Source organism: Paenibacillus sp. BIHB 4019, from assembly GCF_002741035.1.
Lineage (GTDB): Bacteria > Bacillota > Bacilli > Paenibacillales > Paenibacillaceae > Pristimantibacillus.
In genome coordinates this window covers 5250803-5276392 of the sequence record NZ_CP016808.1, presented here as the reverse complement: position 1 = coordinate 5276392, position 25590 = coordinate 5250803, and the positions used below count along the sequence as shown (strand labels likewise).

General features: G+C 49.3%; 23 protein-coding genes. 4 read left to right on the top strand and 19 right to left on the bottom strand.

Going from position 1 to position 25590, the window contains the following annotated elements:
• Positions 1-70 precede the first annotated feature (70 nt).
• The 12 genes from BBD42_RS23045 to BBD42_RS22990 form a co-directional block, all read right to left on the bottom strand.
• A complete protein-coding gene (locus tag BBD42_RS23045; protein WP_099520043.1) occupies positions 71-964 on the bottom strand; it encodes a carbohydrate ABC transporter permease in 894 nt (297 codons plus the stop codon).
• A gap of 29 nt (positions 965-993) precedes the next feature.
• Positions 994-1980: an ABC transporter permease gene (locus tag BBD42_RS23040; protein WP_099520042.1), complete on the bottom strand. Its 987-nt coding sequence runs from the start codon at positions 1978-1980 to the stop codon at positions 994-996.
• Between the two features lie 16 nt (positions 1981-1996).
• On the bottom strand, positions 1997-3553 hold the full coding sequence (locus BBD42_RS23035; protein WP_099520041.1) for an extracellular solute-binding protein: 1557 nt from the start codon (positions 3551-3553) through the stop codon (positions 1997-1999).
• A 74-nt stretch (positions 3554-3627) separates the two neighbouring features.
• The gene (locus BBD42_RS23030) at positions 3628-4797 is read right to left on the bottom strand and encodes a mandelate racemase/muconate lactonizing enzyme family protein (RefSeq protein ID WP_099520040.1); all 1170 of its coding nucleotides are present in this window, start codon (positions 4795-4797) and stop codon (positions 3628-3630) included.
• Positions 4784-5872 carry a glycoside hydrolase family 88/105 protein gene (locus BBD42_RS23025; RefSeq protein ID WP_099520039.1) on the bottom strand — a complete coding sequence of 363 codons (1089 nt, stop codon included), beginning with the start codon at positions 5870-5872 and terminating at the stop codon, positions 4784-4786. Before BBD42_RS23025 ends, BBD42_RS23030 begins: the two co-directional genes overlap by 14 nt.
• 154 nt (positions 5873-6026) lie before the next feature.
• Positions 6027-6932 (bottom strand): dihydrodipicolinate synthase family protein, encoded by a 906-nt coding sequence (locus tag BBD42_RS23020; protein ID WP_099520038.1) that lies wholly within the window; start codon positions 6930-6932, stop codon positions 6027-6029.
• Positions 6933-7078: 146 nt separating this feature from the next.
• Entirely contained in the window at positions 7079-7771 is a 693-nt protein-coding gene (locus BBD42_RS23015) for a GntR family transcriptional regulator (protein ID WP_237163197.1), read from the bottom strand.
• Between the two features lie 40 nt (positions 7772-7811).
• Entirely contained in the window at positions 7812-9263 is a 1452-nt protein-coding gene (gucD, locus tag BBD42_RS23010; protein ID WP_099521759.1) for an alpha-ketoglutaric semialdehyde dehydrogenase GucD, read from the bottom strand.
• Positions 9264-9420: 157 nt separating this feature from the next.
• Complete coding sequence (locus tag BBD42_RS23005) at positions 9421-10020, bottom strand: DUF6630 family protein (protein WP_099520036.1); 600 nt, start codon at positions 10018-10020, stop codon at positions 9421-9423.
• A 17-nt stretch (positions 10021-10037) separates the two neighbouring features.
• The gene (locus tag BBD42_RS23000) at positions 10038-11015 is read right to left on the bottom strand and encodes a hypothetical protein (RefSeq protein ID WP_099520035.1); all 978 of its coding nucleotides are present in this window, start codon (positions 11013-11015) and stop codon (positions 10038-10040) included.
• Between the two features lie 19 nt (positions 11016-11034).
• A complete protein-coding gene (locus BBD42_RS22995; RefSeq protein ID WP_150131591.1) occupies positions 11035-11766 on the bottom strand; it encodes an SMI1/KNR4 family protein in 732 nt (243 codons plus the stop codon).
• A gap of 113 nt (positions 11767-11879) precedes the next feature.
• Positions 11880-13547, bottom strand: a complete 1668-nt coding sequence (locus tag BBD42_RS22990) for a DUF6138 family protein (RefSeq protein WP_099520033.1) — start codon at positions 13545-13547, stop codon at positions 11880-11882.
• A gap of 397 nt (positions 13548-13944) precedes the next feature.
• On the opposite strand from BBD42_RS22990, the gene BBD42_RS22985 reads away from it, so the two are divergent.
• Entirely contained in the window at positions 13945-14367 is a 423-nt protein-coding gene (locus BBD42_RS22985) for a VOC family protein (RefSeq protein WP_099520032.1), read from the top strand.
• Between the two features lie 98 nt (positions 14368-14465).
• Here BBD42_RS22985 and BBD42_RS22980 read toward each other — a convergent pair whose 3' ends face one another.
• Entirely contained in the window at positions 14466-15326 is an 861-nt protein-coding gene (locus tag BBD42_RS22980) for a hypothetical protein (RefSeq protein ID WP_099520031.1), read from the bottom strand.
• Between the two features lie 186 nt (positions 15327-15512).
• Here BBD42_RS22980 and BBD42_RS22975 point away from each other — a divergent pair, with 186 nt between their 5' ends.
• Positions 15513-16136 (top strand): hypothetical protein, encoded by a 624-nt coding sequence (locus tag BBD42_RS22975; protein ID WP_099520030.1) that lies wholly within the window; start codon positions 15513-15515, stop codon positions 16134-16136.
• Positions 16137-16184: 48 nt separating this feature from the next.
• Here the strand turns inward: BBD42_RS22975 and BBD42_RS22970 are convergent, their stop codons facing one another.
• Together BBD42_RS22970 and BBD42_RS22965 are read right to left on the bottom strand one after the other, a co-directional pair.
• On the bottom strand, positions 16185-16607 hold the full coding sequence (locus tag BBD42_RS22970) for a DUF4259 domain-containing protein (RefSeq protein WP_099520029.1): 423 nt from the start codon (positions 16605-16607) through the stop codon (positions 16185-16187).
• 356 nt (positions 16608-16963) lie between these two features.
• On the bottom strand, positions 16964-17341 hold the full coding sequence (locus BBD42_RS22965; protein ID WP_099520028.1) for a MerR family DNA-binding transcriptional regulator: 378 nt from the start codon (positions 17339-17341) through the stop codon (positions 16964-16966).
• A 133-nt stretch (positions 17342-17474) separates the two neighbouring features.
• Between BBD42_RS22965 and BBD42_RS22960 the strand changes: the two genes are divergently transcribed.
• Positions 17475-18113 (top strand): nitroreductase family protein, encoded by a 639-nt coding sequence (locus BBD42_RS22960; RefSeq protein WP_099520027.1) that lies wholly within the window; start codon positions 17475-17477, stop codon positions 18111-18113.
• A 230-nt stretch (positions 18114-18343) separates the two neighbouring features.
• Here BBD42_RS22960 and BBD42_RS22955 read toward each other — a convergent pair whose 3' ends face one another.
• From BBD42_RS22955 to moaA, 4 genes are all read right to left on the bottom strand, one after another.
• Positions 18344-19432 (bottom strand): low temperature requirement protein A, encoded by a 1089-nt coding sequence (locus BBD42_RS22955; protein WP_099521758.1) that lies wholly within the window; start codon positions 19430-19432, stop codon positions 18344-18346.
• 233 nt (positions 19433-19665) lie between these two features.
• A complete protein-coding gene (gene cysI / locus BBD42_RS22950) occupies positions 19666-21387 on the bottom strand; it encodes an assimilatory sulfite reductase (NADPH) hemoprotein subunit (protein WP_099520026.1) in 1722 nt (573 codons plus the stop codon).
• Between the two features lie 35 nt (positions 21388-21422).
• A complete protein-coding gene (locus BBD42_RS22945) occupies positions 21423-23285 on the bottom strand; it encodes an assimilatory sulfite reductase (NADPH) flavoprotein subunit (RefSeq protein WP_099520025.1) in 1863 nt (620 codons plus the stop codon).
• A 534-nt stretch (positions 23286-23819) separates the two neighbouring features.
• Positions 23820-24830 (bottom strand): GTP 3',8-cyclase MoaA, encoded by a 1011-nt coding sequence (gene moaA / locus BBD42_RS22940; protein WP_099520024.1) that lies wholly within the window; start codon positions 24828-24830, stop codon positions 23820-23822.
• A 160-nt stretch (positions 24831-24990) separates the two neighbouring features.
• Between moaA and mobA the strand changes: the two genes are divergently transcribed.
• A complete protein-coding gene (mobA, locus tag BBD42_RS22935; RefSeq protein WP_099520023.1) occupies positions 24991-25590 on the top strand; it encodes a molybdenum cofactor guanylyltransferase in 600 nt (199 codons plus the stop codon).

The window sequence follows — 25590 nt, the reverse complement described above, 5'->3', positions numbered from 1 at the left end:
CACCTTATCCCATTCGGCGGGACGAAGATGCGGCTGCCTTGCCGCTGCTTTAGCTGTTGACTTCCTGTCCTTATCCTTTAACCGATCCGAGCATAACGCCCTTGGCGAAATGCTTTTGCAAAAACGGATACACGAGCAAAATCGGAATCGTGGCAAATACGATGACCGCCATCCGAATCGTTTGCGGCTGAATCGCCGTTTCATCGAAGCCGGTATCGCCAATGCGGCTTTGCGCCAAAATGACAATTTCCCGCAGCAGCACCTGTACCGGCCACTTATCGCTGTCGTTAATATAAATGATGGCGCTGAAAAACTGGTTCCAATGCGATACCGCATAAAACATGCCGAACGTTGCAATAGCAGGCATCGATAACGGGATAACAATGCGGAACAGCACACCGACGTCGGTACAGCCGTCAATTCGTGCGGAGTCCTCCAGTCCATCAGGGATTTGCTGAAAAAAGTTTTTCAGCACAATCAGATTAAACGCGCTTATGGCATTCGGGATCATCAGCGACCACAGCGTATTCGTCAGCCCCATGCCGCTTACGACAAAATAAGTCGGAATGAGCCCGCCGCTGAACAGCATCGTGAACAGCACCGCCATTAAAATCGGCTGCCGTCCGCGCAGCGTCTGCTTTGCAAGCGGATAGGCCATCAGGCAGGTCAACAGCAGATTGATGGCCGTGCCGAGCGTCGTCACATAAATCGAGACGAGCAGGCTGCGCATCAGCGTATCGGTCGAGAAAATATATTGATAAGCCGACAGCGAGAACGACTTCGGAAATAGAATAAAGCCCCCTTTTGCCGCCTCCTCTGGACTCGTAAAAGATACAGCCAAAATATAAATGAACGGCAGTACCGTCACCAAAGCAATAATCGTCAGCACGATGATATTGGCGCCGTCAAACAATTTATTGCCCAGCGTATTGTCAACTCGAACATAAGACTGATCCTGGCTCATTGTCCTCTCCTCCTGCTCTCATAATGGCGCTAGTAAACCCCTTCCTGCCCAAACTTCTTGGCCATCCAGTTCGCTCCCAGCACCAGAATGAGGCCGATAAAGGATTTGAACAAGCCAACTGCCGCGCTGTAGCTGTACTGGGCCTGCGTCAAGCCTTTCACGTACACATATGTGTCGAATACTTCGCCGACGTCGCGATTGGTTGGAGCAAGCATGAGGAAGATGTGCTCGAACCCGGAATCGAGAAACGTGCCAAGCCGCAAAATAAGCAAAATGACGATTGTGCTGCGAATAGCTGGCAGTGTAATATGCCACAGCTGTCTTAGCCGATTGGCTCCGTCCATTCGCGCTGCTTCATACAGCTGCACATCAACGCCCGACAGCGCTGCGAGAAAAATAATCGTGCCCCAGCCTACTTCCTTCCAGATCGACTGCGACATAATAATCGTTCGGAACCAGCTCGGCTCCAGCAAAAAGGCGATTTTATGCCCGGTCAGCGCAAACAGCATTTCATTGATAATGCCTCCTTCCGTCGTCAGTATAATGTAGAATACCCCGACGACGACGACCCAGGAGACGAAATGGGGAATATAGATCATCGTCTGCACGAACCGCTTGAAGCGCTCGACCCGTACTTCATTCAGCATTAAAGCAAGCACAATCGGCAGCGGGAAGAAAAAGACGATGTTGTAAATCGCCAGCAGCAGCGTATTGCGAAACAGCTGCCAAAACTGCGGCTCCGAGAAAAATCGCTCGAAATGCTTAAGTCCCGCCCAGCTGCTCCCCAGCACGCCCTGAAAGGGTTGATAATCCTGAAAAGCGATAATGACGCCGTACATCGGGACATATTTGAAAATGATGAAAAAAAACACGCCTGGAAGCAGCATCGCATACATCCATTTATCCTTAATCAGCTCCCGCAGCCACTCGCTGCGCCTGCTGACCCGCTCCTTGCCAAGCGTTGATCCGCCTGGCCTGCTACTGCTGCTGCCCGTCGTGCGGATTTGTGCGTTCATGCGCGTCCCTCCCTTGTTAGCCTCCAAGCTCTACGAAGGACGACTCATATTCCTTCACGACTGCATCGCCGCCAGCCTTCGCCCATTTGTCTACTTCCGCCTGAAAGCCTGCATCGTCAATTTGGCCCATAATATATTTCGTTTCCGCATCGCGAATAATGAGATCAAGCTCTACTCCACGTTCATTATACGTTGGCGAATTGAGCGTCAGCGCGGGATTCGGCACCGCATATTGAACGTTATCCCTTGCCATTTTTGTCCCTTTCAGAGCAATTGGCGTGTCATCAATTTCCGGAACATTGTAGCCTTCAATGTTAAGCAGTCCGTCACGATATGGCTTGACCTCTCGCTGGAACAAGGCAAAATCCGTAAACTTCGTTTTAGTGCCATCCACTACCTCATAATGCTTGCCTTCAATGCCGCGCATTTGCAGCGTGGACATCGGCTCATCCATCAGCTTGTCGAGGAAGGCCAGCACGCGCTTTAGCTCTGCCTCATCCTTGACTGCCGATTTGGGAATCGCCAAAAATCCAAAGTTGCCCGGCTCGCCCGCGATGCGCGGACCATCCGGCCCAGCAAACGGGGCAATATCCCATTCTGCCGCCGGAATCGTATCCTTCATGGCGACAGAGTAGCTCTGTACATTTTGCGCCGACACATTCAACCGCATGCCGACCCTGCCGTCATACATCGCCTTATCCAGTTCCGTTACATCGTAGACGGCAAAATCCTGATTAATCAGCTTGTCTGCATACAGCCTGCGGAACAGCTTGAGCACATCCATATATGGCTGTGTCTTGAACTCCGGCGTGAATTTTCCATTGTCCTCTCCCCAGCGATTAACGCCGCCAATGCTGACCGCCAGCCTCGTAATGACGGGCTGCGTTCCGGCGTTGTAATTTTTGAACAGCATCGTGCCGTAAGAATCCTGCTTGCCATTGCCATCTGGATCACTTTCAGAAAACGCTTTCATAACGTTATACCAATCATCCATCGTTGCGGGTAGTGTGAGCCCGGCTTTATCAAACCAATCTTTGCGGTAGACGACGGCTGCCCGCCCAATGTCGCGGTAGTTCGGGATGCCGAACAGCTTTCCGTCAATTTTTATATTGTCATAGTAGCGCTGATCCTGCGCCGCCAAATTCGGATAATCCTTCAAATATGGCCCCAGCTCCCAAAACAAGCCGTTGCGCGCTGCATTCATTACATTGGGCACATAGTTGACCTTTAAAATTTGCGGAAGCTCATTGGAAGCAATCATGACGTTGATTTTATCATCGAACGCTGCTTGCGGAATCCACTGAATCGCAAGCTCCGTATTCGTATACTTTTCAATCGCCTGCTCCACCTCATTGCCCTTCGCTGGAATATCGCCCACCTGGCGCAGCGCAATCGACAGCTTATATGGCTTGCCCGCACCTGCGTTTTCTCCAGAATTTTCCCCGCTGCTGCCTGCTTTCTCTCCTGTTCCCGCACAGCCCGCCGCGAGCCCCAGCGTCAATACGCCGGAGCAGATGAGGTTCACCCACCGCTTGCTGCTGCTTGCTAAAGGCTGAATCGGCTTGCTTGTCATGATTCGTCTCCCCTTTTTATAGGAATGCTTGCCATAGCTTGCCTCTGCTGTTCTCTGCTGCTCTTTACAACCTTTTACTGCTTCGTTTGTGATGTCCGGTCCTGCAGCTGATGGACGGATACCGCTCCCCAGCTTAAATCCGGCACACGGTACTGCTCGATTTTATCCGGGTCCAGCTCCATCCCAAGACCTGGCTTGTCAGCCCCTGGCACAATCAGGTAACCTTCCTCATAACGAACCGGCTCCTTGACCACGTCGCCGACATATAGCTCCGGTCCCGTCGGGTCCGACGTATAATTCAGATTGACGAGCGTGCTGCCGAGATGCGCCATGGCGGCTGTGCCGATCGACAGCTCCTGCGTCGTGCCCAGCAGACAGCCTTTGCCAGCGACTTCCGCAGCTGCTGCCGCCTTCCGGGCAGAGGTCAGACCGCCAATAAATATCGGCGAAATATTGAAAATATCTACGCTGTCCTGCCGCAGCATCTCATGCTGCTGGCGGAAGCTCCACACATGCTCGCTCACGGGATAATCCGATTTCATGCGAACTTGCCGCAGCCCTTCGAAATCATTTTGCGGAGCGGGACTTTCGACCATTTCAAAGTCATAAGCAGATAAGCGGCGTATCGCCTTAAGCGATGCCTTCCAGTCCAGCAAATGGCTGAAGTCGAGCGATTTAATTTTCACCCGTGATCCGAACTCGCGCTGCACCCCGTCCAGAAACGCCTCATCCGCATCAAGGTTTTTGCCGACATACAGCCGGAATACGTCAAACCCCTGTGCCAGCCGCTCGCGAACGACAGCGATATTTTCCTCAACCTCCTCCATAAACCGGTGTCGGAAGATCGGAAAGCATACTTTAATTTTGTGCTGAATAGCCCCGCCCATAAATTCAGACACCGGCATATTCAGTGCCTTCGCGCACAAATCATGCAGCGCGGCATCAATGCCATTGCGGATAAAATTGCCTTTCTCATAATAAAAGTTGGCTTCGGGAAAATGGCTTTTCAGCTCCATATTGATGCGCGATAGCTGGAAGGGATTTTGCCCAATCAGAATGCCCTTGAGCACCGTCGCCAGATCATTTAAATCAATCGAATAATAAGGAAGATGGGAAAAATCCGACATTTCGCCGATGCCCGTCAAGCCTTCATCGGTCATTAGCTCCACTATGACATGCTTGCTGACAAAGCCGGTAGAACGCGGCACGCCAACGACAGTTAAGCGCAAATCAGACAGCTTCATGAATCGAAACACTCCCTTTTTTGTTAGGCTGTAGTCCTTCTTGAAGGGCAAGCAATGCCAGGCCTTGCGTAAACGGCGTAATTTCATACGGGATTTGGTTATAGGCTTCGGCATCCGCCTTCACCGGGGTACCTGACGAGCCGCCTGTTACATAACCTTCTTCATCAATGCTTGCCACTACTGCATCAAGCGCACGCTCCGCCACCTCGCGGTATTGCTCCGAAATGAGGCCGAGCCTGATCCCTTTCAGCAAGCCATAAGCAATGCCCGCGGTAGCAGACGTTTCCGTATATGTGTCCTTCCGGTTCAACACTGTTCTCCACTGCCCTGAAGCCTCTTGCAGCTCAGCTAGCCTCTTTACTTGTGCATGGAGCGTTTCCAAAATTGCCTCCCGCTCCGCAAACTCGGACGGCAGCAGCTCCAAAATATCAACGATGCCCGCCGTCATCCACGCGTTGCCTCGGCCCCAATGAACGCCGATCCACTTCCGCTGCTTATCGTTCCACCCATGATAAAATAGCTTCTCTTCAGGGTCGAACAGCAGCTTACAATGCAGAGCAAGCTGTCTTCCGGCTTCCAGCCTGAACCGCTCATCATGGAGGAGCGTCCCCCGCTGCGCCATATAAAGCAGGCTCATAAACAGCGTATCGGCCCATACCTGATCCGACCAGTCATTGTCCAGCACCGTATGCTCCAGAGCTCCAGAATCGGTGCGCGGCCCGCTATTCAGCAAATAATCGTCAAATGTCTGAAAAAAACTCGCATATTGGCCCTCATCGTCCTGATCCCGCAAATGCAGCATCGTCAGCAGCAGCGAGTTGGAGTTTACGCATACTTTCTCAAAATGCGCTTTGATTCGCCCATCAATCCAGCCTTTCAGCATCAGGTCATAGGGTGCATCTCCCGCTGCCTCTCCTGCCTTCACTACCCCATAGAAGGCAACCCCGATGCTCCAATCCCAGCGCCGCCAGCGAATGCCTCCGGGTTCATCCGAAAAGGTATGGCTCAGCGCCAGCGTCCGCTCAGCGGTTCGACTTAGCAGCAATTGCCGTTCTGATCTGTTTTTCCCCGCCATTCATTTTCCTCCTTTTTGATTAAAATCCATTTAATGCGCTTACAAAAGGTAAAATAGCTGTCGCCGTTTTTTGGCGGCGCGTTTCATTCCGAGAAATATAGAGAGGCGATGGGAAAATCATATACTCCCTCTATTTTTATAAAAGGAATTGCCCTTATACGGGCTGCAGCAAGCCCCATTCCCTCAGCATGCCTGCTACCTCTTCACATTCCTTGCTCGTTAATGTGCTGATAGGCGGACGCACCGCTCTCGTTGCTATCAGCCCCAGCTGGTACATCGCTTCCTTGACTACGCTTACATTATTGCCGTTTCGATGGCTTTCCCGCAGCTGCTCGAATGGAAGCACCTCGCGCCAAATTTCCATCGCCCGGTCATAGTTTCCTTCATTCAGCGCCTCCAGCATCGCAAACGACCTTTGGGTATCCACATTGACCATTCCCGACGTAAAGCCCTTCGCCCCCGCCGCATAAAACGTCGGTGCCCACATTTCAGCCGTTCCGCATATCCACACAATGTCGTCCTCCACAGCTTGTACTGCGCGGCTAAAGGATGGCGGATGATTAATCGCATATTTGATGCCCACTACATTCGGTATGGCAGCAGCCTGTACAATCGCCTCATGCGTAATTTGCTCACTGCGAATATAAAGCACCATGGGCAGCGAGGTTGCAGCCGCGATTTGCTTGTAATAATCGACTACGCCCTGCGCCAGCAAATAGGGATGAACCGGCTGATGCACCATAATGCCGTCGGCACCGCATTTTTCCGCATGAACGGCTAGCTCGGAAGCTGTTCTCGCATCATAGCCCACCCCGGCAATGACCAAACTTTCATGGTTAACGGTGTCTGTCACAAACCGCGTAACCTCCTTAGCCTCCTCCACGCTCAGCGCATAAAACTCGCCTGTGTTGCCGCATGGATAAATCGCTTTAATGCCTTGGTCAAGCAAATAGCGAATGTTGCCTTGCAGCGATGTCCAATCAATGCCGAGCTGTCCATCAAACGGTGTCACATTAATCGCATTGATGCCTCTTAGTTTAGCTTTCATGCCTTCATGCATCGTCTCAGCATCTCCTTTCTCTTAATCTACGCTTGTTTGCTCCAGCGGTTTGCCTGCGGAATGAAGGTCAGCCGTCGTTTCATCCCGCCCGCTGCCGAAGCTGCTGTTGCTAATGCTTGATGCCTGTCCCGTCTACTTCCAGCATGCTAGCTCTTCGCTTTCGCCGCCGCCTTGCTTTCCTTCACAAACTCAATCGTCCGGCGAATATGCCCGATCATCAGCTTCTCGGCAAGATCGGCATCTTTCGCCACAATCGCCTGATAGATGGCATAATGCTCCTGAAAGCCCCGCTCCAGCTCATCCTCATGCGACAGCGCCTTTTTGCGGAAGGAACGGTCAAAGGAATGAATCGCTTCAATCTGTTGAAAAATATAATTATTTTTCGCATACGTTCGGATCAATTTGTGAAAATGCCCATTAAGCGCGATCAGTTGCTCCGTATCTTTCGCTTCGGTATAAATGCGCATTTGCTCCGTTGTGTCCGTTAGCACGCCGGCTTCCTCATCCGTAATTTTGAGCGCCGCGAGCCTTGCAGCTACACCCTCCAGCGCCGATCGCGCCCAGTTGATTTCCTCAACCGAGTTCATAATGTCGCTGGAGACGAACGTTCCCCGTCTGGCGCTTGTCGTAACAAGCCCCTCCTGCTCCAGCCTTCGCAGCGCTTCCTTCAGCGGCGTTGTGCTGATGCCGAACTGCTTCGCCAGCTCCCGTTCCTTCAAATGATGGCCCGCCTTATATTGCTCGGACAAAATCGCTTCCTTCAGCTTCTCGTATATGACGTCGCGAATCGAGCGCGTCTGCAAAGCTATATCTTCCTCTTGACCATGTATGCTCATCATTACCGCCCCCTAATTTTGCAGCAGGCCTCGCGCCTGTTTCTCAGGATTTAATAAATACGGTTTTGATAGAGGTGAAAAATTCTATCGCTGCCTGCCCTTGTTCCCGCGAATGCGAGCTGGACTGCTTCATGCCGCCAAACGGCGCTTGCAGCTCCACACCCGCACTCTCCGAATTAATTCGAATAAGGCCCGCATCCATGTCCTGAATAAAGGATAGCATATGAGCGATATTTTGCGTAAATATGGAAGCGCTTAAGCCAAATTCCGTATCATTTGCAATCGCTAACGCTTCCTCTATCGTATCAAATCGCATAAGCGCCAGCACCGGGCCAAAAATTTCCTCACGCGCAATCGCCATACCCGCATTGACCTGATCAAAAATCGCTGGCTCCATGTAATAGCCTTCCTGATCAAGCCCTTCAGGCCGCCCCCCGCCATGCAGCAGCACCGCGCCTTCCTCTACGCCTTGGCGAATATAAGAAGCGACATTATTAAATTGCTGCTCGCTGGCGCAAGGCCCCATCCATGTATCGGACGCCAGCGCGCTGCCGACTTTAAGCTCCTTCGTTCGGGCCAGCAGCTTCGCCACAAACGGCTCGAAGATATCATTTGCGATAATAACCCGGCTCGTAGCCGTGCATTTCTGACCGGTTGAGCGGAAACCGCCGTTTACAGCCGCTTCTACCGCCTGATCGAGATCAGCGTCAGCAGCGACGATTAGCGGATTTTTGCCGCCCATCTCCAGCTGATATTTCGCTCCCCGGGCGAGCGCCGCCATGCCAATCCGTTTTCCCGTCTGGTTCGAGCCAGTGAACGTAATTCCTTGGATGAACGGATGCTCAGCCATCGCCTGACCAACGACGGAGCCTTTGCCCGTTACGAGATTGACCGTCCCGGCTGGAAAACCCGCTTCTGCCAAGCACTCCATCAGTTTGATAGCGGTTACAGCAGTTTCCGTAGCAGGCTTAAGCACAACCGTATTGCCATAAATAAGGGCGGGAGCCAGCTTCCAAAGTGGAATAGCTATTGGGAAGTTCCACGGCGTAATGACGCCGACGACGCCAAGCGGAACACGGGTTGTCAGCATAAGCGCTTCGCTATCCGTTGACGGAATGACATCGCCTGTCTTGCGCATGCCCTCGCCAGCGTAATACCGCAATATTGCCACGCCTCTTGCCGTCTCGCCCTTTGCCTCTGGCAGCGTCTTTCCCATCTCGCGTGCCATCGTTTCAGCAACTTCATCGAGCCTTCGCTCAAGCGCCGCTGCTGCCTTAAACAAATATTCGCCTCTTGCCGGAGCGGCCAGCTTGCGCCATATGGGCTGGGCTTCTTTCGCGGCCAGCACTGCTGCATTCAAATCATCGGTGCCGGAGCTTTGCACCCAGCCGACAATTTCGCCTTTGGCTGAAGGATTCAAGCTCGCTTCTACTTCGCCGGACGAGGAAGATACCCACTCTCCCCCAATGTAATTGAAAGCGGTATGCGTAGACATGGTTACCAATCGCTTCACCTCTGCAACTTTATATTTGATATCTGATATATCAGATATTATATTGAATCTCTTTGATCGTCAACCCCTTTCACGAAAAAAACTCCCGCCAGCGAACTGGCAGGAGCTGCTTACGGCTATGCTCAAACAATTGCTATCCCTATTCAAATTCATGAATTCGATAGCCTGCACGCGCGGCGAGCGCTTGAAGCTTGCTAATCTCCTCGGAACGGACGGTAATCAGCACGTAGCAGTCACTATTGATATCCATGCAGGCAAGCGTGATGGAATGCGCTTGGAGCAGCTTGAACATTTTCACTAAAAAATCGTAGGTTGGGATCATTTCTTCCACTTCATTTTCCCAATTCCACTCCTCTTCAGGCAGCAGCTGCTTTCTTGCAAGCAAATCTTCAATGACGCTAGCCACCTCATCGCTGTCCTCCTTCCAGTCGATTTCTCCGGCAAGTCCTTCCGCTTGCAAGGAATCAACGAGCGCAAACCACGGAAGCTCAGGAATCGGGCAGCTAATTCCCCGCTCATCCAGCCGATCAAACCAGCGCACAAAATAGTCCTCTTCATGCAGCATAGCCTCAGTCACTTCTTCCACGATCTGCGACTGCCCGAAGGCAAGCCGTCTGCTCAGCTCCAGCAGCGCTGTGTTGCGAAGCTGCGGGTCATCCTTTTCAGCCGGAGAGGCTTGCTCCAGCCTTTGCTGCTTTAATCCTTTTTTTCGCGCAAATCCGAATCCGAACCATCCCACGCTGCTCGCCCTCCCTATTACAAACGGATAATACGTCTAAAACGCAAATTGCCGACAATATCCTCGAAGTCTAGCTCAAACACATTAGGATCGCGATAATAGACCGCTGCCGCAGGCAAATAACCGACAACCGGGCCTGTTCCGCCGCATACCAAGCTGCCGCCATCTCCGCCCTTTGGAAAAAACTCCGCATCCTTCATCGTCATTTCATATTGATAAGGATCACCTGAGAAGCAAATGCCGAAAGCATTCGGCAGCTCCAAATCATAAGGCCTGCTCTCGCCTTCGGCGAGCTCCTCAAAATGCCTGAGCTTCATCCCATAGTCAAAGCTGTCGCCCCATGGATACAACGTCCGGCAGCCGCCGCCGTAAAGATATTCCCACTCATCCTCCGTAGGCAGGCTAAAGCCGGATTGCTCGATTTGCTCAGCGACGATATCCGCGTCCAGCTCATCGTTGAACAAATAAGCGATAATGTCCTCTCCATCGCGTACGAACCGAAAATTCTGGTGACGCTCATATTCGGAATAGGTGCTCAGCTTGAATTTTTTCAATTCCTCCTGAAAATCCTCATCCTCCGCCAAATCCTCGTCATCAAGCTCCACCTCGTACCAGCCTAGCGAATGCGTCTCGCATTCGACGAGCAAAGCGCCCATTTCCGCCTCGCGGACTGGCGACATTTGATCACGAATAAAGGCATCCCGATCCTCAACGCCAAATTCATCCAGCGTCGCTTGAAAATCTTCAGCTGTTGCAGCATCCAGGCCCTGCTCCCAGCAATCCCAGCCCAGCGTCGCCTTATCTCCTGGCACATAAACGAACTTATAGCCCTTATAATCATAGACTCCCGTTTCCATACGGCTGCCATAACGTTCAAACGTTTCCAATCCTTTATATTCAAAGCCTTCCGGAAGCTTTTCCAGCAGCATTTTCAGGACGATTTCCTTCTCCTGGCTCGGCAGTCCGTTCCAGACCGATCGATTTAACGTTTCCATTGTACGCCCACCTTTTCCATTAAGTTAACAATTTGCAATTATGAGCTGCCAAAAAAGCGGTTATTTGTTGCAAGAGCGGCTCCTGCCCCTCCTCATAGAAAACGGCAACCTCCAGCCTGTAAGCATAATTAAACCGAATATATCCGCCCAAACGCTGTAAAAACAAGGTGCATGTATAGGCATTTTCAATCAGAAAATCCGGCTTGAAGCTTTCCTTGCACTCACGTGCCAATTCCGGCAACTCATATCCGGCCTTATCCGGGGCAAAATGAAAAAATTGATGCTGGCGCGTTTGAGTCCACGGCTCAAAATAAGCCGGAGCTGCCGCTGCCTGAGCCAGTTTCTCGCTATAAATCCGATCCAGAAGCTCCGTATAGTCGGCATGCTCATTCGCAACCTCAGCATACAGCTCAATGATTTCCGAATGCCGCGGCAGCCAGAGGATGCCCTTTACACCGGAATGCACCGCGAGAAAATCGCCATCAATGGTCGTGCCAATCGACACGCATTCGGCAATTTGCTGCTGCGTAATCGGGCAGGCATCATCATGCTCCCAAAACTCCTCCTCTGCAAACGGCTCCAGCACGCCAGAATCCGGCACTTCAATATTAAACCAGCCGCGATAAGTGCCGGGCCCGTTAAGAGCCAAAAAGCGCACATAGGCTTCAGGCAGCTTCAACTGCCGCTCCTGTTCCAGCTGATGCAGCCTCGCTGCCGATACAGGTGAACCATTAGGCGATACGATGTACATGGGCAGGCCTCCTTTTATAAAAAACGCTTCATTCAGCTCATTGTTCATTACTCATTGCTCTTTTGCTCTTTTGCACTTTTGCTCCCGCTCCTGCAAGCGCTGCTCGCGTTGCATTAATAGGAGGCTTGCAGCAGCTGCTCCATGAGCGGCTGGCGCGTGTCCTTCGTTTTGCGAGCTGCTGCCTTCAGCTTGTCGGTCCCGCCCCAGATCAAATAAATGAGATGCTCCACTTCATAATTATGCAGCCCCGCCACTCGCTCCAGCAGCAGCTCCAAATTGGCTTCCTCTTCGAATGCTGGCTTGATTTTGAGCTTGAGCTCCTCCGTGCTATGTAGCATGCAAACAACGAGCGTTGCGATCGAATCGGCATTAACACCGTAGCGGGCCGCGAACTCGGCGGCAAATTTATTTTGCACGGATTGATGCTCTACATCAACCAGCTTCATATACTGCTCGACTAGCGAAAAATACCGAGGATCGGCTAGGCCCAAGCCGAAAGCAGCATAGCTACCCGGCATGCAGCTTTTCTCATCCTCCGCATCGCCGTACCATTCGAACTCCTCCATTGCCTCGCGCGCATATTGCTCCAGTTGAGGATGCAGCTCCTCAAAGGCGAGTGCATTTGCAAAGAAACGGTGCGTATCCGATTTGGCCAGCCCTTTCAGCGGCAAATAGTGCTTTTCGCTTGATTTTAGCTTGATCTTATAACTTTTGGGGAAGCCCTGCTGCAGCAATCGAATGATGAACGACACCGCTCGTCCGTAGCTTTGCTCTTCCTCCTGCTTGATGACGATCGTAATCGTTGAAAATACATCATTAGCTTTACAATGTACAAACGCATCACTATAATCGCTATCTTCCTTCGGATAGGCGCCGCTGCCTTCTTCAAGGAGCTGTGTTGCTTTGCCGCTTCCTAGCTGCCGAGCGCAATCGATAAAGCTGAGCCCTCTTGACTTGCTATAGCTTGGCTCGAAGCGCAGAATAGCGACAGCCGCATAAAGCAGCAGCGTAATCTGCCCAGGCTGTACAGGGTCGGCAGCAGCCTCAGACTTCAATATGTACTGCTTCCGTCCATCCTCGCCCTCCTCTATGGCGAAATACATAGGCAGCAATTGGTTTTCCACCCATGCTTTCAGCATCATAATGATGTAGCTGCGATGTTCTTGGAGCGCTTCTTTACGGGATTTATTGAGTTCTAAAATTTTCTCGAATTTGGCAATGATCCAATCGCCGTCCAGCTGCGGGAAAAGCTGCCCACTCAGCAGATGCCGCACCAGAAAAAAAGTATCCAGCGGCTTCGTCGGAAAATTGCCGGCATCCAGCTTTTGCGCCACATAAGTTTGAATATGTCCCAGCAGCTCCTGCTTTTTCGCCTCATTCACGTATTGTACGAGCGCGAGCTCAATGACGCTTTCCACAGCCCGGAACTTCCCGCAAAAAGTAAAGCGGTAATCCGTAACAGGTGAAGACGCCAGCAAGTCCAAGCGCTCCCCAATTACTTCCGCAAGCTGAGGCTTAATAAGCGTCTGGATCTGCTCTATCGTAAACAGCGCATGCGAATCAGGCTGCTCATCCTTTTCATCCGGCCAACCAAATCCCAGATCGTGATCTACAATTTGTATAGGCTCCGCCGTACAGTCTATTAACGCGTAATCAAAGACGCCTACTTGCAGCTTCGTGCGTTTGACAGTATCCGCTGCATCCTGCTTCTCCAATTGGTCGAACCACTGGTGAATTTCTCGTTTCATTTCATCTATTGCCGCGCGTTGTGCTGCTTCCATCCAACTGTTCACCTTCCACTTTCCATATTTGATGTTAAAGCAATAACCGTTATGTATCCCATCCATTAAATACCCGATTTCATTAAACCTGAACAGCCCGCTTTGAAAAAAAATGAAAGGGCACCCGCTGCGGGTACCCGGCTTTTAAGCACAGCTATGACTATCTTCAGGTGCATGCTTTCAGCGTCAACTGCAACCGAAGCTTGTCCTCTTATTTTATCTGCGGCAGATGTCGGGAACAATAAGTCTTATGGACGGTTTTCCCCTAATTGCTGGTAAAGAAGCCCTTAGCTTAGCTGCACAGATTTCAAGTTTGAACAAGCGCGGTTTAATGATACAATAGGAGCGTAATGGATCTAGCTTAACCCCAACTCAAACCTACGAAGGAGTGACGTAAGTGGCTGTTCAGGCGTATTTGAATTTTAATGGCAACTGTCGTGAAGCGGTATTGTTTTATGCAGAGGTTTTCGGAACGGACAAGCCTGAAATTATGACATTCGGGGATTCGCCGCCAAATCCGGAGTTTGAGATGCCGGAAGCAGTGAAACCATTGGTTATGCATACGCGTCTGAAAATTATGGGCAGCACGATTATGTTTTCCGATGTATTTCCGGACTCGCCTTACGTTGAAGGCACGAACATCAGCCTCTCCGTCGTCAGCAAAGACCTTGAAGAACTGCAGTCAGTCTTCAACAAGCTCAAAGAAGGCGGCACTGTCGAGATGGAACTCGCAGAAACCTTCTGGTCTAAAGGCTACGGCAGCCTGAAGGATAAATTCGGCATTCAATGGCTCATCAACCAATCCGACGAAGAGTTTTAATCGAGCCTCATCCATAAGGCTTTGCATATAAATACCCGCCTGCGCTGTCTGGAGTTCATCCAAGCAGTAAGCAGTCGGGTATTTTTTACTCGATACAATTAGGATTGTGAGGACCTTGAACTTTCCAACGTTCGCATAAAAGCCTCTATATTGTCTTTAATAAACCCCGTATTATCAAATCCGGCATTGGCAGTGATGTCCTTGATATCTTTGACGAACGCAGTCAAGCTGGCAGTAGAGGCCTTGTCGAATCTGTTCTCACCGGCAATGTCCCCGATCGGTTTGGAAGCGTCCTCTCTGTATGCCTTCAGCCAATCCGTATTTGTCGATGCTTTCTTAGCGAAGGTTTGCAAGATGCTGTTCCAGTCTTTTCCGTTCACTATAGCATCTTGCAGCTTGTCCAGCGTATTCGGCTCGAATTTCTTCATCATATAGTTCAAATCAATATAATCATCTGGAGCCCCAATAGGTCTTTGCGGCGGGGTTTCGTAATGGAATTCATTCGTTTCAGGGTCTACTGTTCTCGTTTGGGAGATGGCGCCGATTTGACGAATCGTATTCAAAAATTCCGCCGCTTCATCATCCTTCATGTAGTTGTCCGCGATATACTTAGCTTGGGTAAGTCCCAATTCTAATAGCGCTGCTCTTTCTTCTTCTCCAGCTACATCTGTAATGATATTGGATTGGATAATGCCGTAAACCGCTTCCTTCACCTCCGCGGGCTGATCTTTGAGAACGCGGTTCAGCGAATCATTGATTTGCACAGTTCCAAAATATTTAGCCGAATGGTTCACAATATCAGATTGCGCCAACTGTCTGGCAGCCGGGCTGATCTCCACTGTATCGGTCTCATGCGAAAGCCCGGGTATCGTGCCTGCAACCAAGGCCGGTTTATCGGCCTGCTGTTTCGAATGGGTGTATAAATTCAAGTCGTACTGGGTCGAGCTGTAAATTTTCATCCTTAACGCACCCCTATCTTATTCATTTATTTCCGTTATTCTCTTCTATTTATAGTATCGGAATATTCTTTTGTATTTTTTATATTAATTTACAAAAAAGGAGGCGGAAATTGGGTAGATCCTAGATTCATTTTGTTAAAATGTGATAATATAAGTGGAGTCAACTGGGGTGGTGAGTGAAAAGAAATGGACAAATTAAAAAACAGCGGCTTTTATAAACTTAAATTTTTCATAACACCAGAAGAATTTAAAAGCATTTTAATGCTTTTTGAGCAAAAGCAAGCGCAGTTCCATCGTACCGATTATGCCCAAACGAAGCATAAATACGATGAGGTGTATGCGAACTATGAAGCATTTTATAAATATTTTACAGCAGAGGAAAAAAGAATGGATTATCACCCTTTCTTTGTTTATTCCATCTCTGTTAAGTCTGATCATGAAAGCACCGGTTTTTTTGCGAGAAATGAAGGCATCTCCTTTCCCTATTACGGGCAATGGGCGGAGGATGTGCTGCCGTGCATCATGCTTTCCTTTCCTAAAGGCTTTCAAATTAATATGGCGGATGAGCAAGGAAAGTATTATTTTTATGAGGATATTCGGGAGCATCAGCCGTTAGCGTATGCTTTTTTTAATGAAATTACAAAAGATATTAAAAAAATGACAAAGCCGCTTCGTTTTTCGACACATGCAGCAACAGCAGATGTTTTACAAGAGCAAAAACCACCTGTGCGCATAAGCCAAAATGCAATGACTGACTTGGATAGATCTTGGATTTTCAGGAAATATAAGCTTATGATGAATGCCAAATAGGCTGCAACCGCTTAAAGCGGCTGCAGCCAGTATTTATTTTTTTACTATTTAAAGCCGCTCCGTTAAAATGCGAATCACTTTTTCCAAATGGTTAATCCAGTCCGAATCTCCATCCCGCAGTTCATACAGCTCGCGTTCCCCGCCTTTATTATCCAACACCTGCTGAACCAATTGCTTTAGCTCAAGCAGATCTTCCTTATTCCAGACGATCTCCGTCAAACCACTCAGTTCTGCGTACTGCGTCTTGCCGTTTTCGATATAGACACACACAATTTCTGCTAGAGCAATCGCTGTATTATCGTAAAGGAAATCCACCTCTTCCGGATCTTCCGCAAGGAATCCGAGCTCTCTATAATGAGCTAGAAGCTCTTTCAATTTAATCGACTGGCGGTCCACTGCATATTTGCCTAAAGCATCAAGAACATCAAGACCTTCATCGCTTTCCAGCGCTGCTGTTCCCCAAGATCCCATCGTATTTCGCACCTTTCTATTCGTAATTCTACCATTTTAACATGGATTGGAATTGGAAATAATCACCCTTAAGCAACAATAATTTGTTTGGGTATGAGCAATTAGGCATACATATACCTACCAAAAGGTGGATAAGACGAGCGGTTATCATCTATTTTGCACTTAGGCGGTTGCTTCTGAGTTCCAGCAGCAGGAATCGTTTGCATAAAAAACAGCGACAGGTCTCAGACTGCCGCTACTTTATTAAATAAACGATGGTATCTGTTAGCTCAGTGATGATTTACAGAACTCATTTGTTTCAATTGAATGATTAGTAGTAAGTCGATTTGCAGGCTAAACGATGGCTTCAAAAGGGTTTACACAGTTGTATCCATAGATCTGCATGGGGTCTGAAAATTCGCCTTGCCCTCTAACACATCAGCTAAAAATGTTTTTGATGTTTGCAATTTTGCTTCTAGCTCCTGAATCTGTTGAATTTTTTCCATCACCAATGCTTTCTTTTCTATATAGAAATTTTCGTTTTCGTTAATGAGCAGGATTATTTCCTGGATAGTAAAACTTACGGTGAGCAAAGTTTTCACATCCTCCAGAAAACCAATCACCCCCTCATGATATACGCGATAATTATTTTCATCTCTTGATATAAACTGCTCCGGAATCAACTGTTTGCGTTCATAGAATCGCAAGGTGGATACTGGCAGCCCTGTCAACTTGGACACTTCACTCGCTTTCATAGCCTATTCCCTTCTGAACACTAGAATTATTTATATTTGCTATAAACCAAGGTTCATAGTTCATAATAAAAACATGATAACCAGTGACATCACTTATGTCAAAAAAACTGGTCACATCAAAAGGAGAGATTACATGCTGGAACATATCCAAAATAACGATTTTGTCAACATTATTACTGGCCGGCGTTCCGTACGCCATTATGATGAGCAGGTCAAAATTTCAAAGGAAGAATTGCATGATATCATTAATGAAGCAAGTTTAGCGCCTTCTTCTGCAAATTTACAACCATGGCGTGTTATCGTAGTTCATACCCCTGAAGGGAAAAACAAGCTTCGGCCGCTTGTACAATTCAATACGCAACAAAATGATACATCAGCCGCTATGCTAATTATTTTGGGCGATACTCAGAGTGAACGGAATGTAGAAGAGATTTATAATGCAGCTGTGGAACAAGGGAAAATGCCGAAGGAGGTGCGCGACAAGCAGGTAACACAAATATTAAGTATGTTTCCTCTACTACCTCGAGAAGTAAAGATTGAGGTGGCCAAAATCGATGCAAGTTTATTTGCCATGCAACTTATGCTGGTAGCCCGCGCGCATGGGTATGACACCAACCCTATGGCAGGTTTTGAACGTGATAAGGTTGTTCACACATTTGATCTGGACGACGAACGGTATGTTCCGGTCATGATCCTTTCAATCGGCAAGGCTCAAGAAGAAGGACATGAATCGGTGCGTTTGCCTAGTGAGAAAATTACCTTTTGGCGCTGATATCCATTTATTTTGGGAATTCTATGATCGATATATTCCTTAGCCCATTGATGTCGATATGTTGACTGATATGCAGCCGTAGGTATTAGGAACCTTGCATGTCCGGATATGACTTCATAGTCACCTTAGGCATAGGGGCGTCTGGGCGGGCTCATTCACATTGCCCGCCTAGACGCCCTCTTTCATACACGCTATCCTTGCCTGTTAGCTTAACGAGCATACTTTGAAAGCTAAGCTGTTGTTTTGGCAAATACGATAAAGAACAGCACAAGCTCCAGCAGCACGACCGTTGGCGACACTACAACGATCAAGTTCACGCTGAACAAAGCAATTAAAAGCAGCAAGAGCAGCGAAATATGCTTCACGGTCGGGCGCAAATGCTCAAAGCGGTAGCTGTATAACACGCACATAACCGATAGAAAATAAATGAACACAGAGCCGAAAACAAACCCGAGCATAAAGCCATATTCCAGTTTGTCCAAAAATACCAGCTGAATTGACGCAGCAATCATGCAAAGCGACAAATAGATGAACAAATGACCGTAAATAATCGTCTGCCCTGCCGTTCGCTTCGTTTTGTCCACGTTTTTCTCCATGTTCTCGAAATACTGCCACCAAATCGCAATGACGAGAATAAAGGAGAGCGCAACAAATGCAATCGAAGTAAAGCTCATATCTCCGGCATCCAAAATCGAAAGCAGGCTGACGACCGATTCACCGAGCAAAATTAGCGTAAACAGCGAAAAACGCTCCAGTAAATGCGGGGTATGGATTGGCGTGACAACGAGATGCTTGCGGCCAATTAACGGAACAATAATGTCCAAAATAATGCCCGCATACAAAATCGCGTAACGCAGCCACGAGTCAAAAAACAAGGAACAAGACGATATTGCTATCCCCAGCCAAAAATAGGTGCCGAAAAATCGTGCGGTTTGCAGCTTATGCAGCACCTCTGAACGCGCTGTCAGCAAATATTGCACGGTCGTTATAATCCTAAGCCCTATATATCCAATAAAAAAGGGCACATAATACGCATCAAAATCAACATTCAAGCTTGCCGTCATAATCAGGACGAAGAACATTTGTACGACAATAAATAATCGATGCTTGGGCGTATCCTGGCCAAAGCGATTGTTGTACATCGTCTGTCCAACCCATGCCCACCAAATCGGCACAAAAATCAAAATGAATTTGGACAAATGCTCCCAGGTAATGCTGCTGTGCTCCACATGAAGCAGCACATGGGTAGCCTTGGAAACGGCCGCGACAAACAATAAATCATAAAACAGCTCCAGCCACGTTACTTTTTTCTCTGGCATCATCGCTATGATGTGCTCCTCTCTTTGCTTACGCTCAATTCCACTCTCTATCTCTACGTCGACTCAATTATTATAAACATCCAGCCGCTCATTAGGCAATAAGCGAAATAAGGCCTGGAGCAGATGCCCCAGACCTTATTTTCCTATCTATCGTTTTGTGCAAAAAAGGGCGGCTATCAAGCACGTGATTCGCCTTTCCCAATCCTGCCCTGCTTTAGCTTGCAGGGGCGCCGCTAATCGTGAAAATTAAGCCCTGACGTTGTCGCCTTCACATAACCATTGCGAATGACGAAATCGCCGAAATGCTCGCCCTGCTCGCGCTCTTTCGCGAAACGGTTAATAATAGGCGTCAGCGTGCTGATGATTTCCGTTTCATCAATGTTTTCTTTATACATCTTATTCAAACGGTCGCCGTTGAAGCTTGCTCCCATGTACATATTGTATTTGCCCGGCGATTTTCCAATAAATGAAATTTCCCCAAGCGCAGGACGTCCGCAGCCATTCGGGCAGCCCGTCATCCGAATAACGATGGACTCGTCGCGCAGACCCGCTTCATCCATAACGACATCGAGCTTGTCGATCAAAGTCGGCAAGTACCGTTCCGCTTCCGCCATCGCAAGGCCACAGGTCGGCAGCGCTACGCAGGAAATCGAGCTGCGGCGCAAGGCCGAATAATGCAAGCCATCCGTCAGCTTGTATTGCTCGATCAATTCCAGGATTTTGCGTTTTTTCTGCGTCGTAATATTGGCAATAACAAGATTTTGGTTCGGCGAAAGGCGGAAGTCTCCCGTATGGATCTTCGCAATTTCACGGAGACCCGTCATCAGCTTGTAGTCGCCATCATCTTGAATCCGTCCGCTTTGAATGTAAAGCGTCAGATTCCATTTGCCGTTGGTGCCTTTAATCCAGCCATAACGGTCGCCATTGCTGTCGAAGTGGAATTCGCGCGGCGCTTCCAGCTTCCAGCCCATTCTTTTATGCAGCTCGTCAACAAACCAGTCCAGACCGTGGCGGTCAATCGTGTATTTGAAACGGGCATTTTTACGAACGGAGCGATTGCCGTAATCGCGTTGAATCATAACGGTCTTCTCGGCAATGTCAATCGTTTGCTCAGGCGTACAGAAGCCAATGACGCGGCCAAGCTGCGGGTAAGTCGCCGTATCGCCATGCGTCATGCCCATGCCGCCACCGACGGTTACGTTGAAGCCGACAAGCTTGCCATTTTCCAAAATCGCAATATAGCCAAGATCCTGGGAATAAACATCTACATCATTGGACGGCGGAACCGCCATCCCGATTTTGAATTTACGCGGCAAGTAAACCGGTCCGTAGATCGGCTCCACTTCGCCAGCAGCTTCCGAGCTTTCTACCTTCTCGCCATCCAGCCAAATTTCATGATACGCAGGCGTACGCGGCGCGAGGTGATTGTTGATGCGCCTCGCCCATTCATTCACCTGTTCATGAGCCTCAGACAAATGCGGATTAGGATTGCTCATCACATTACGGTTAACGTCGCCGCAAGCGGCAAGCGTCGTCATAAGCTTGTCGTTGATCGTACGGATCGTCTTTTTCAAATTCCATTTCAGCACGCCGTGCATTTGGAAAGCCTGACGAGTCGTCAGACGAAGCGTGCCGTTGCCATACTTGTGGGCCAATTCGTCCATTGCCAGCCATTGCTCGGCAGTTGCTACGCCGCCTGGCACAACGACGCGGAGCATGAACTGGTAAGCGGCCTCCAGCTTCTGCTTCTCGCGCTCATTGCGCAGGTCGCGGTCATCCTGCATATAGCTGCCGTGGAATTTCATCAAGCGGTTGTCATCCTCCGGCAAGCTTCCTGTAACCGGATTGCGAAGCGTTTCTACGAGCGCTCCCCGCAAGTAATTGCTCTCTATTTTAATAACTTCAACGTCGCTCGGCGGGCCGCCGATCGGCTTTACGATTTGATCATTTGCCATTGCTGCTTTCTCCTCTCGCACTCGCTTCGATCCGTTTAGTACACATCGCGCTGGTAGCGCTGCTGCTGCTGCATGTCGGCAAGATAAGCTTCCGCTTGCTCGCGGCTGATGCCGCCTTCCTGCTCAATAACTGTAATGAGCGCAGAATGCACATCATGTGCCATATGCTTCTCGTCCCCGCATACATAAACATGGGCGCCGGCTTGTAGCCACTCATACAGCTCCTTGCTTTGCTCCAAAATACGGTGCTGTACGTACACCTTCTCTTCCGAGTCGCGCGAGAATGCAACGTCCAGCTTCGTCAGAACGCCGTCCTTCAGCATGCGCTGCCAGTCCGTTTGATACAGGAAGTCCGTCACGAAATGGCGGTCACCGTAAAACAACCATGATTTCCCTTCCGCTCCCGTTTCCTCGCGCTCCTCCATGAATGCCCGGAAAGGGGCTACGCCTGTGCCTGGACCGATCATAACAATCGGTGTCTCGGCGCTTGCCGGCAGCTTGAAATTCGGGTTGTTTTGAATATAGATCGGCACCGTATCACCTGGCTCCAAACGCTCTGCCGTATGAATCGAGCATACGCCGTAACGCTCACGGCCATTTGCCTCGTAACGCACAGCGCGAATCGTCAAATGCACCTCATCCGGATTAGCCTGGAAGCTGCTTGCAATGGAATAAAGACGTGCGGGCAGCTTGCGCAACATGCCGACGAATGCAGCTGGCGTGAAGTTCCAAGGCGCAAAATCCTGCACCAGATCAAGCAAATCGCGCCCGTTGATGTAATCCTTCAGCTCTTTCTCTTTGCCTGGCGCTGCAAGCTCCTGCAGTCCGCTGTTAGCCGAAAGCTTCGCAGCCTGCTCCAGCAGCGGCTTCGTCAATACTGTAATTTCATAATGCTTCAGAAGCGCTTCGCGCAGCGAGCCTTCTTCGCCTTTTTTATTAAATGGAACCTTCTCGTCCGCGCTCCAGCCTAATGCCAAAATGAGCTCATCGACAAGCTTCGGATGATTTTCCGGGAAAAGACCTAGGCAATCGCCGGGCTCATATTGCAAGCTTGATCCGTCAAGCGACAGCTCAAGATGGCGCGTCTCGCGGTCTGAACCGCGCCCGTTCAAGTTAATGTTCGCGAGCACTTCCGCTTGAAACGGATTCGTACGCGAATATTCGGATTCAGCCATGCCAATCGAGGCGGATGTAGATACAGCTGCTGGCTGAGCAGATGCCGATCCATTCACACGCTCGCTTAACGCAGCAGCAACCGAATTGAACCACTCTGCTGCCAGCTCATCGTAATCGAGATCGCAGTCCACACGCGGCGTCAGGCGCTTGCCGCCCAGTTCTTCAAGACGAACGTCGAAATCTTTACCCGTCTGGCAAAAGAATTCATACGACGTATCGCCGAGCGACAGAACGGAGAAATACAATTCATCCAGCTGAGGCGCTCTTTTGCTATATAGGAACTCATGGAACGATATTGCATTATCCGGCGGTTCGCCTTCTCCATGGGTACTTGCAATAATCAAGAGATTTTCAACCTTCTTCAAGCCATTAGGCTTGAATTTGTTCATGGCGGACAAGGTAACCTGAAAGCCGTTTGCCTCCAGCTTGCTTGCAAGCTTGCCGGACAGACGCTGGCTGTTACCTGTCTGTGATCCGAATAAAATCGTCACTTCGCGCGAGCCTGCCGGCTGAGCGGGTGCTGACAGCGCTTCCTCCGCTACAGCAAGCGCCGCGCTTAATTGCGGCTCTGCACTAATAGGGGCAAAAGCTGCTGTGCGCTGAACTGCGGACAAATATCCGCATAACCATATATGCTGCGATTCCGTCAAAGTTGGCAGAAGGCGGTTAAGAAGCTCAACCTGCTCCTGATTAAAAGGACTGTTCGTCACCTGAAGTTGCAACAAAATCCACCTCTCATAAACATGAAATCATACTGTTTTTAAAATTTAGGAAAGGATATGATTTGCTCATCCTTTCTCTATATTTCTCGGACTGAAACGCGCCGCACTGCCAAAGGACGGCTATCGGCCGTTTCACCTTGTAAACTGCGTGTACACACTTTAGTCCATCATTAATATTCAAACTAACATATTAAGTGCAATCGGGCAATGCACACGTTATATCCTAATTTTTACCAATTTATCGTTTCAGAAGCAAAATGCAGCTAAATCCGAGTAAAATGGGGGTCATTCACCCTGTTTTAGCTGTATAAATTAAGAATTATGATGATTTCTATTAGAAAAAGTGATAGACGATTATGATGTTTTTTTGCAAGGTGAAACGGCTGCCGCCGTCCTATAGAGGCAAAGCCACCGTTTCGCGATGAAATATAAGCCCATTATATGGGGTAACCTATACATGCTTATATTCCATAAAAAAACCACGCTTCTGAAGGAAGCGTGGTTGGATCGCCTTAGCTGGGTGCTTTTATGAAATCAGCCGCCGATATGGGACATCTCGATTTTAGCTGGCGACTGGGTACGGGTAGCCCGTTCCTCCGAATAACGATCATTGCGATTTGTCCAAATGCGGGCGATGGACTCACGAACCGACTCATCCGTTGCTTCAGCTCGCAGCAGCTCCATTAAATCGTAGCCCTTCGAGGCGAACAGGCAGGTGTACAGCTTGCCTTCGGCGGATATGCGCGCCCGTGTGCAGGTGCTGCAAAAAGCATCGCTTACGGAGGAAATAAAACCGATCTCCCCCGATCCATCCTGATAGCGATAGCGGGAAGCAACCTCGCCTGCATAATGGGCTTCCACCGGCTCAAGCGGCAGGTGTTCTTCTAGAAGCTGCAAAATCTGCTTGCTTGAAAAAACGTGATCCCACTTCCAGCCATTTGAATTGCCGACATCCATATATTCAATAAACCGCAGAATATGCCCCTTCTCGCGAAAATAAGCAGCCATCGGCCATATGTCCTGGTCATTGGCGCCCTTCTGGACAACCATATTGATTTTGACTGGCATCCCTGCCGCAGCAGCTGCATCAATACCGTCCAGCACGGCCTGCACGCCGCTGCGGTTTCCGTTCATTAATCGGAACCGCTCGTCATTGAGCGAATCCAGACTGACCGTTACCCGACGCAATCCAGCTTCCGCAAGCGCTGCAGCCGATTTGGGCAGCAGAACCCCATTGGTCGTCAGTGCAATATCTTCAACACCAGCGATTGCATTCAAGCGCTTGATCAGCGCCGGCAAATCTTTTCTAAGCAGCGGCTCTCCGCCGGTAATTCTAAGCTTCTTGACGCCCAATGATACAAATATCTTTACGAGCCGTTCTATCTCATTAAAGCTAAGCACCTTGTCTTCAGCCAAAAAGGGATAGTCCTTGCCAAAAATTTCGGCCGGCATACAATAACGGCAGCGGAAATTACAACGGTCGGTAACAGATATGCGCAGGTCCCGCAAACCACGGTTCAATTGATCCTTTATTGAATGCTCCAAGCTCCTCACCTCAGGTTATGCAAAAGAGATTGTTGGTAAATGATAGCCTCATACTTTACACTATTGTAAATAGCGTATAAGTACCTTACATTATGAATAGAGGTCAAGTGTTTGTCAATGTTCCTGACATCAATGATTATGGAAAGCAAGGTGACGAAGGATGAACCTGGAAGCTATCGTGCTTGCCGGAGGAGAAAGCCGCCGCATGCAGCAGCGTAAAGAATTGCTCCTTATTAATGGCAAACCCATTATTCAAATGATAACCGAGCAGCTAGCTGTTCTCACAGACCGTATTTCTATCATTACAAATGAGCCTGAATTATATCCCTTCCTTGCTCCCTCTATTACGATTAAACCCGATATTTTTCCTAGCCTTGGCCCGATTGCCGGTCTGCATGCCGGAATGAGCGACCAAGAACCGGACACGGTTTACATAGTGGCAGCCTGTGACTATCCGCTGCTTACCGCTTTGCCTTTTATTGAGATGCTGGCGCTGCTTGGCAGTCATCCGACCAAAGATGCTGTCGTCCCGATCATCGACGGGCGAAGCCACCCTTTGTTTGCCGTCTTTCATGGACGAACGCTGGGCAAATGGGCAGCCGCGCTGTACAGCCGAAATCTGAAGGTCATGGATGTGCTCCCTCAATTGTCCATCATTCATTATCTGCCCAATAATCCGGCGATTGCTGAGCAATTCATTAATATGAATACGCCGGAGGATTACCAGGCCATTATTTTGAAGAAACAGCTATCTCCTTAA

Bases quoted from the DNA above. Each gene is read 5' to 3' on its own strand.
- gucD (WP_099521759.1), bottom strand. From the start codon at position 9,263: ATGTCTACGCATACCGCTTTCAATTACATTGGGGGAGAGTGGGTATCT.
- BBD42_RS23030 (WP_099520040.1), bottom strand. From the start codon at position 4,797: ATGAAGCTGTCTGATTTGCGCTTAACTGTCGTTGGCGTGCCGCGTTCT.
- BBD42_RS23025 (WP_099520039.1), bottom strand. From the start codon at position 5,872: ATGGCGGGGAAAAACAGATCAGAACGGCAATTGCTGCTAAGTCGAACC.
- cysI (WP_099520026.1), bottom strand. From the start codon at position 21,387: ATGGCAAATGATCAAATCGTAAAGCCGATCGGCGGCCCGCCGAGCGAC.
- BBD42_RS22990 (WP_099520033.1), bottom strand. From the start codon at position 13,547: ATGGAAGCAGCACAACGCGCGGCAATAGATGAAATGAAACGAGAAATT.
- BBD42_RS23015 (WP_237163197.1), bottom strand. From the start codon at position 7,771: ATGATGAGCATACATGGTCAAGAGGAAGATATAGCTTTGCAGACGCGC.
- BBD42_RS23000 (WP_099520035.1), bottom strand. From the start codon at position 11,015: ATGGAAACGTTAAATCGATCGGTCTGGAACGGACTGCCGAGCCAGGAG.
- BBD42_RS22995 (WP_150131591.1), bottom strand. From the start codon at position 11,766: ATGTACATCGTATCGCCTAATGGTTCACCTGTATCGGCAGCGAGGCTG.
- mobA (WP_099520023.1), top strand. From the start codon at position 24,991: ATGAACCTGGAAGCTATCGTGCTTGCCGGAGGAGAAAGCCGCCGCATG.
- BBD42_RS23035 (WP_099520041.1), bottom strand. From the start codon at position 3,553: ATGACAAGCAAGCCGATTCAGCCTTTAGCAAGCAGCAGCAAGCGGTGG.
- BBD42_RS22970 (WP_099520029.1), bottom strand. From the start codon at position 16,607: ATGGGATCTTGGGGAACAGCAGCGCTGGAAAGCGATGAAGGTCTTGAT.
- BBD42_RS22955 (WP_099521758.1), bottom strand. From the start codon at position 19,432: ATGCCAGAGAAAAAAGTAACGTGGCTGGAGCTGTTTTATGATTTATTG.
- BBD42_RS23020 (WP_099520038.1), bottom strand. From the start codon at position 6,932: ATGCATGAAGGCATGAAAGCTAAACTAAGAGGCATCAATGCGATTAAT.
- BBD42_RS23045 (WP_099520043.1), bottom strand. From the start codon at position 964: ATGAGCCAGGATCAGTCTTATGTTCGAGTTGACAATACGCTGGGCAAT.
- BBD42_RS22980 (WP_099520031.1), bottom strand. From the start codon at position 15,326: ATGAAAATTTACAGCTCGACCCAGTACGACTTGAATTTATACACCCAT.
- BBD42_RS22975 (WP_099520030.1), top strand. From the start codon at position 15,513: ATGGACAAATTAAAAAACAGCGGCTTTTATAAACTTAAATTTTTCATA.
- BBD42_RS23040 (WP_099520042.1), bottom strand. From the start codon at position 1,980: ATGAACGCACAAATCCGCACGACGGGCAGCAGCAGTAGCAGGCCAGGC.
- BBD42_RS22960 (WP_099520027.1), top strand. From the start codon at position 17,475: ATGCTGGAACATATCCAAAATAACGATTTTGTCAACATTATTACTGGC.
- BBD42_RS22965 (WP_099520028.1), bottom strand. From the start codon at position 17,341: ATGAAAGCGAGTGAAGTGTCCAAGTTGACAGGGCTGCCAGTATCCACC.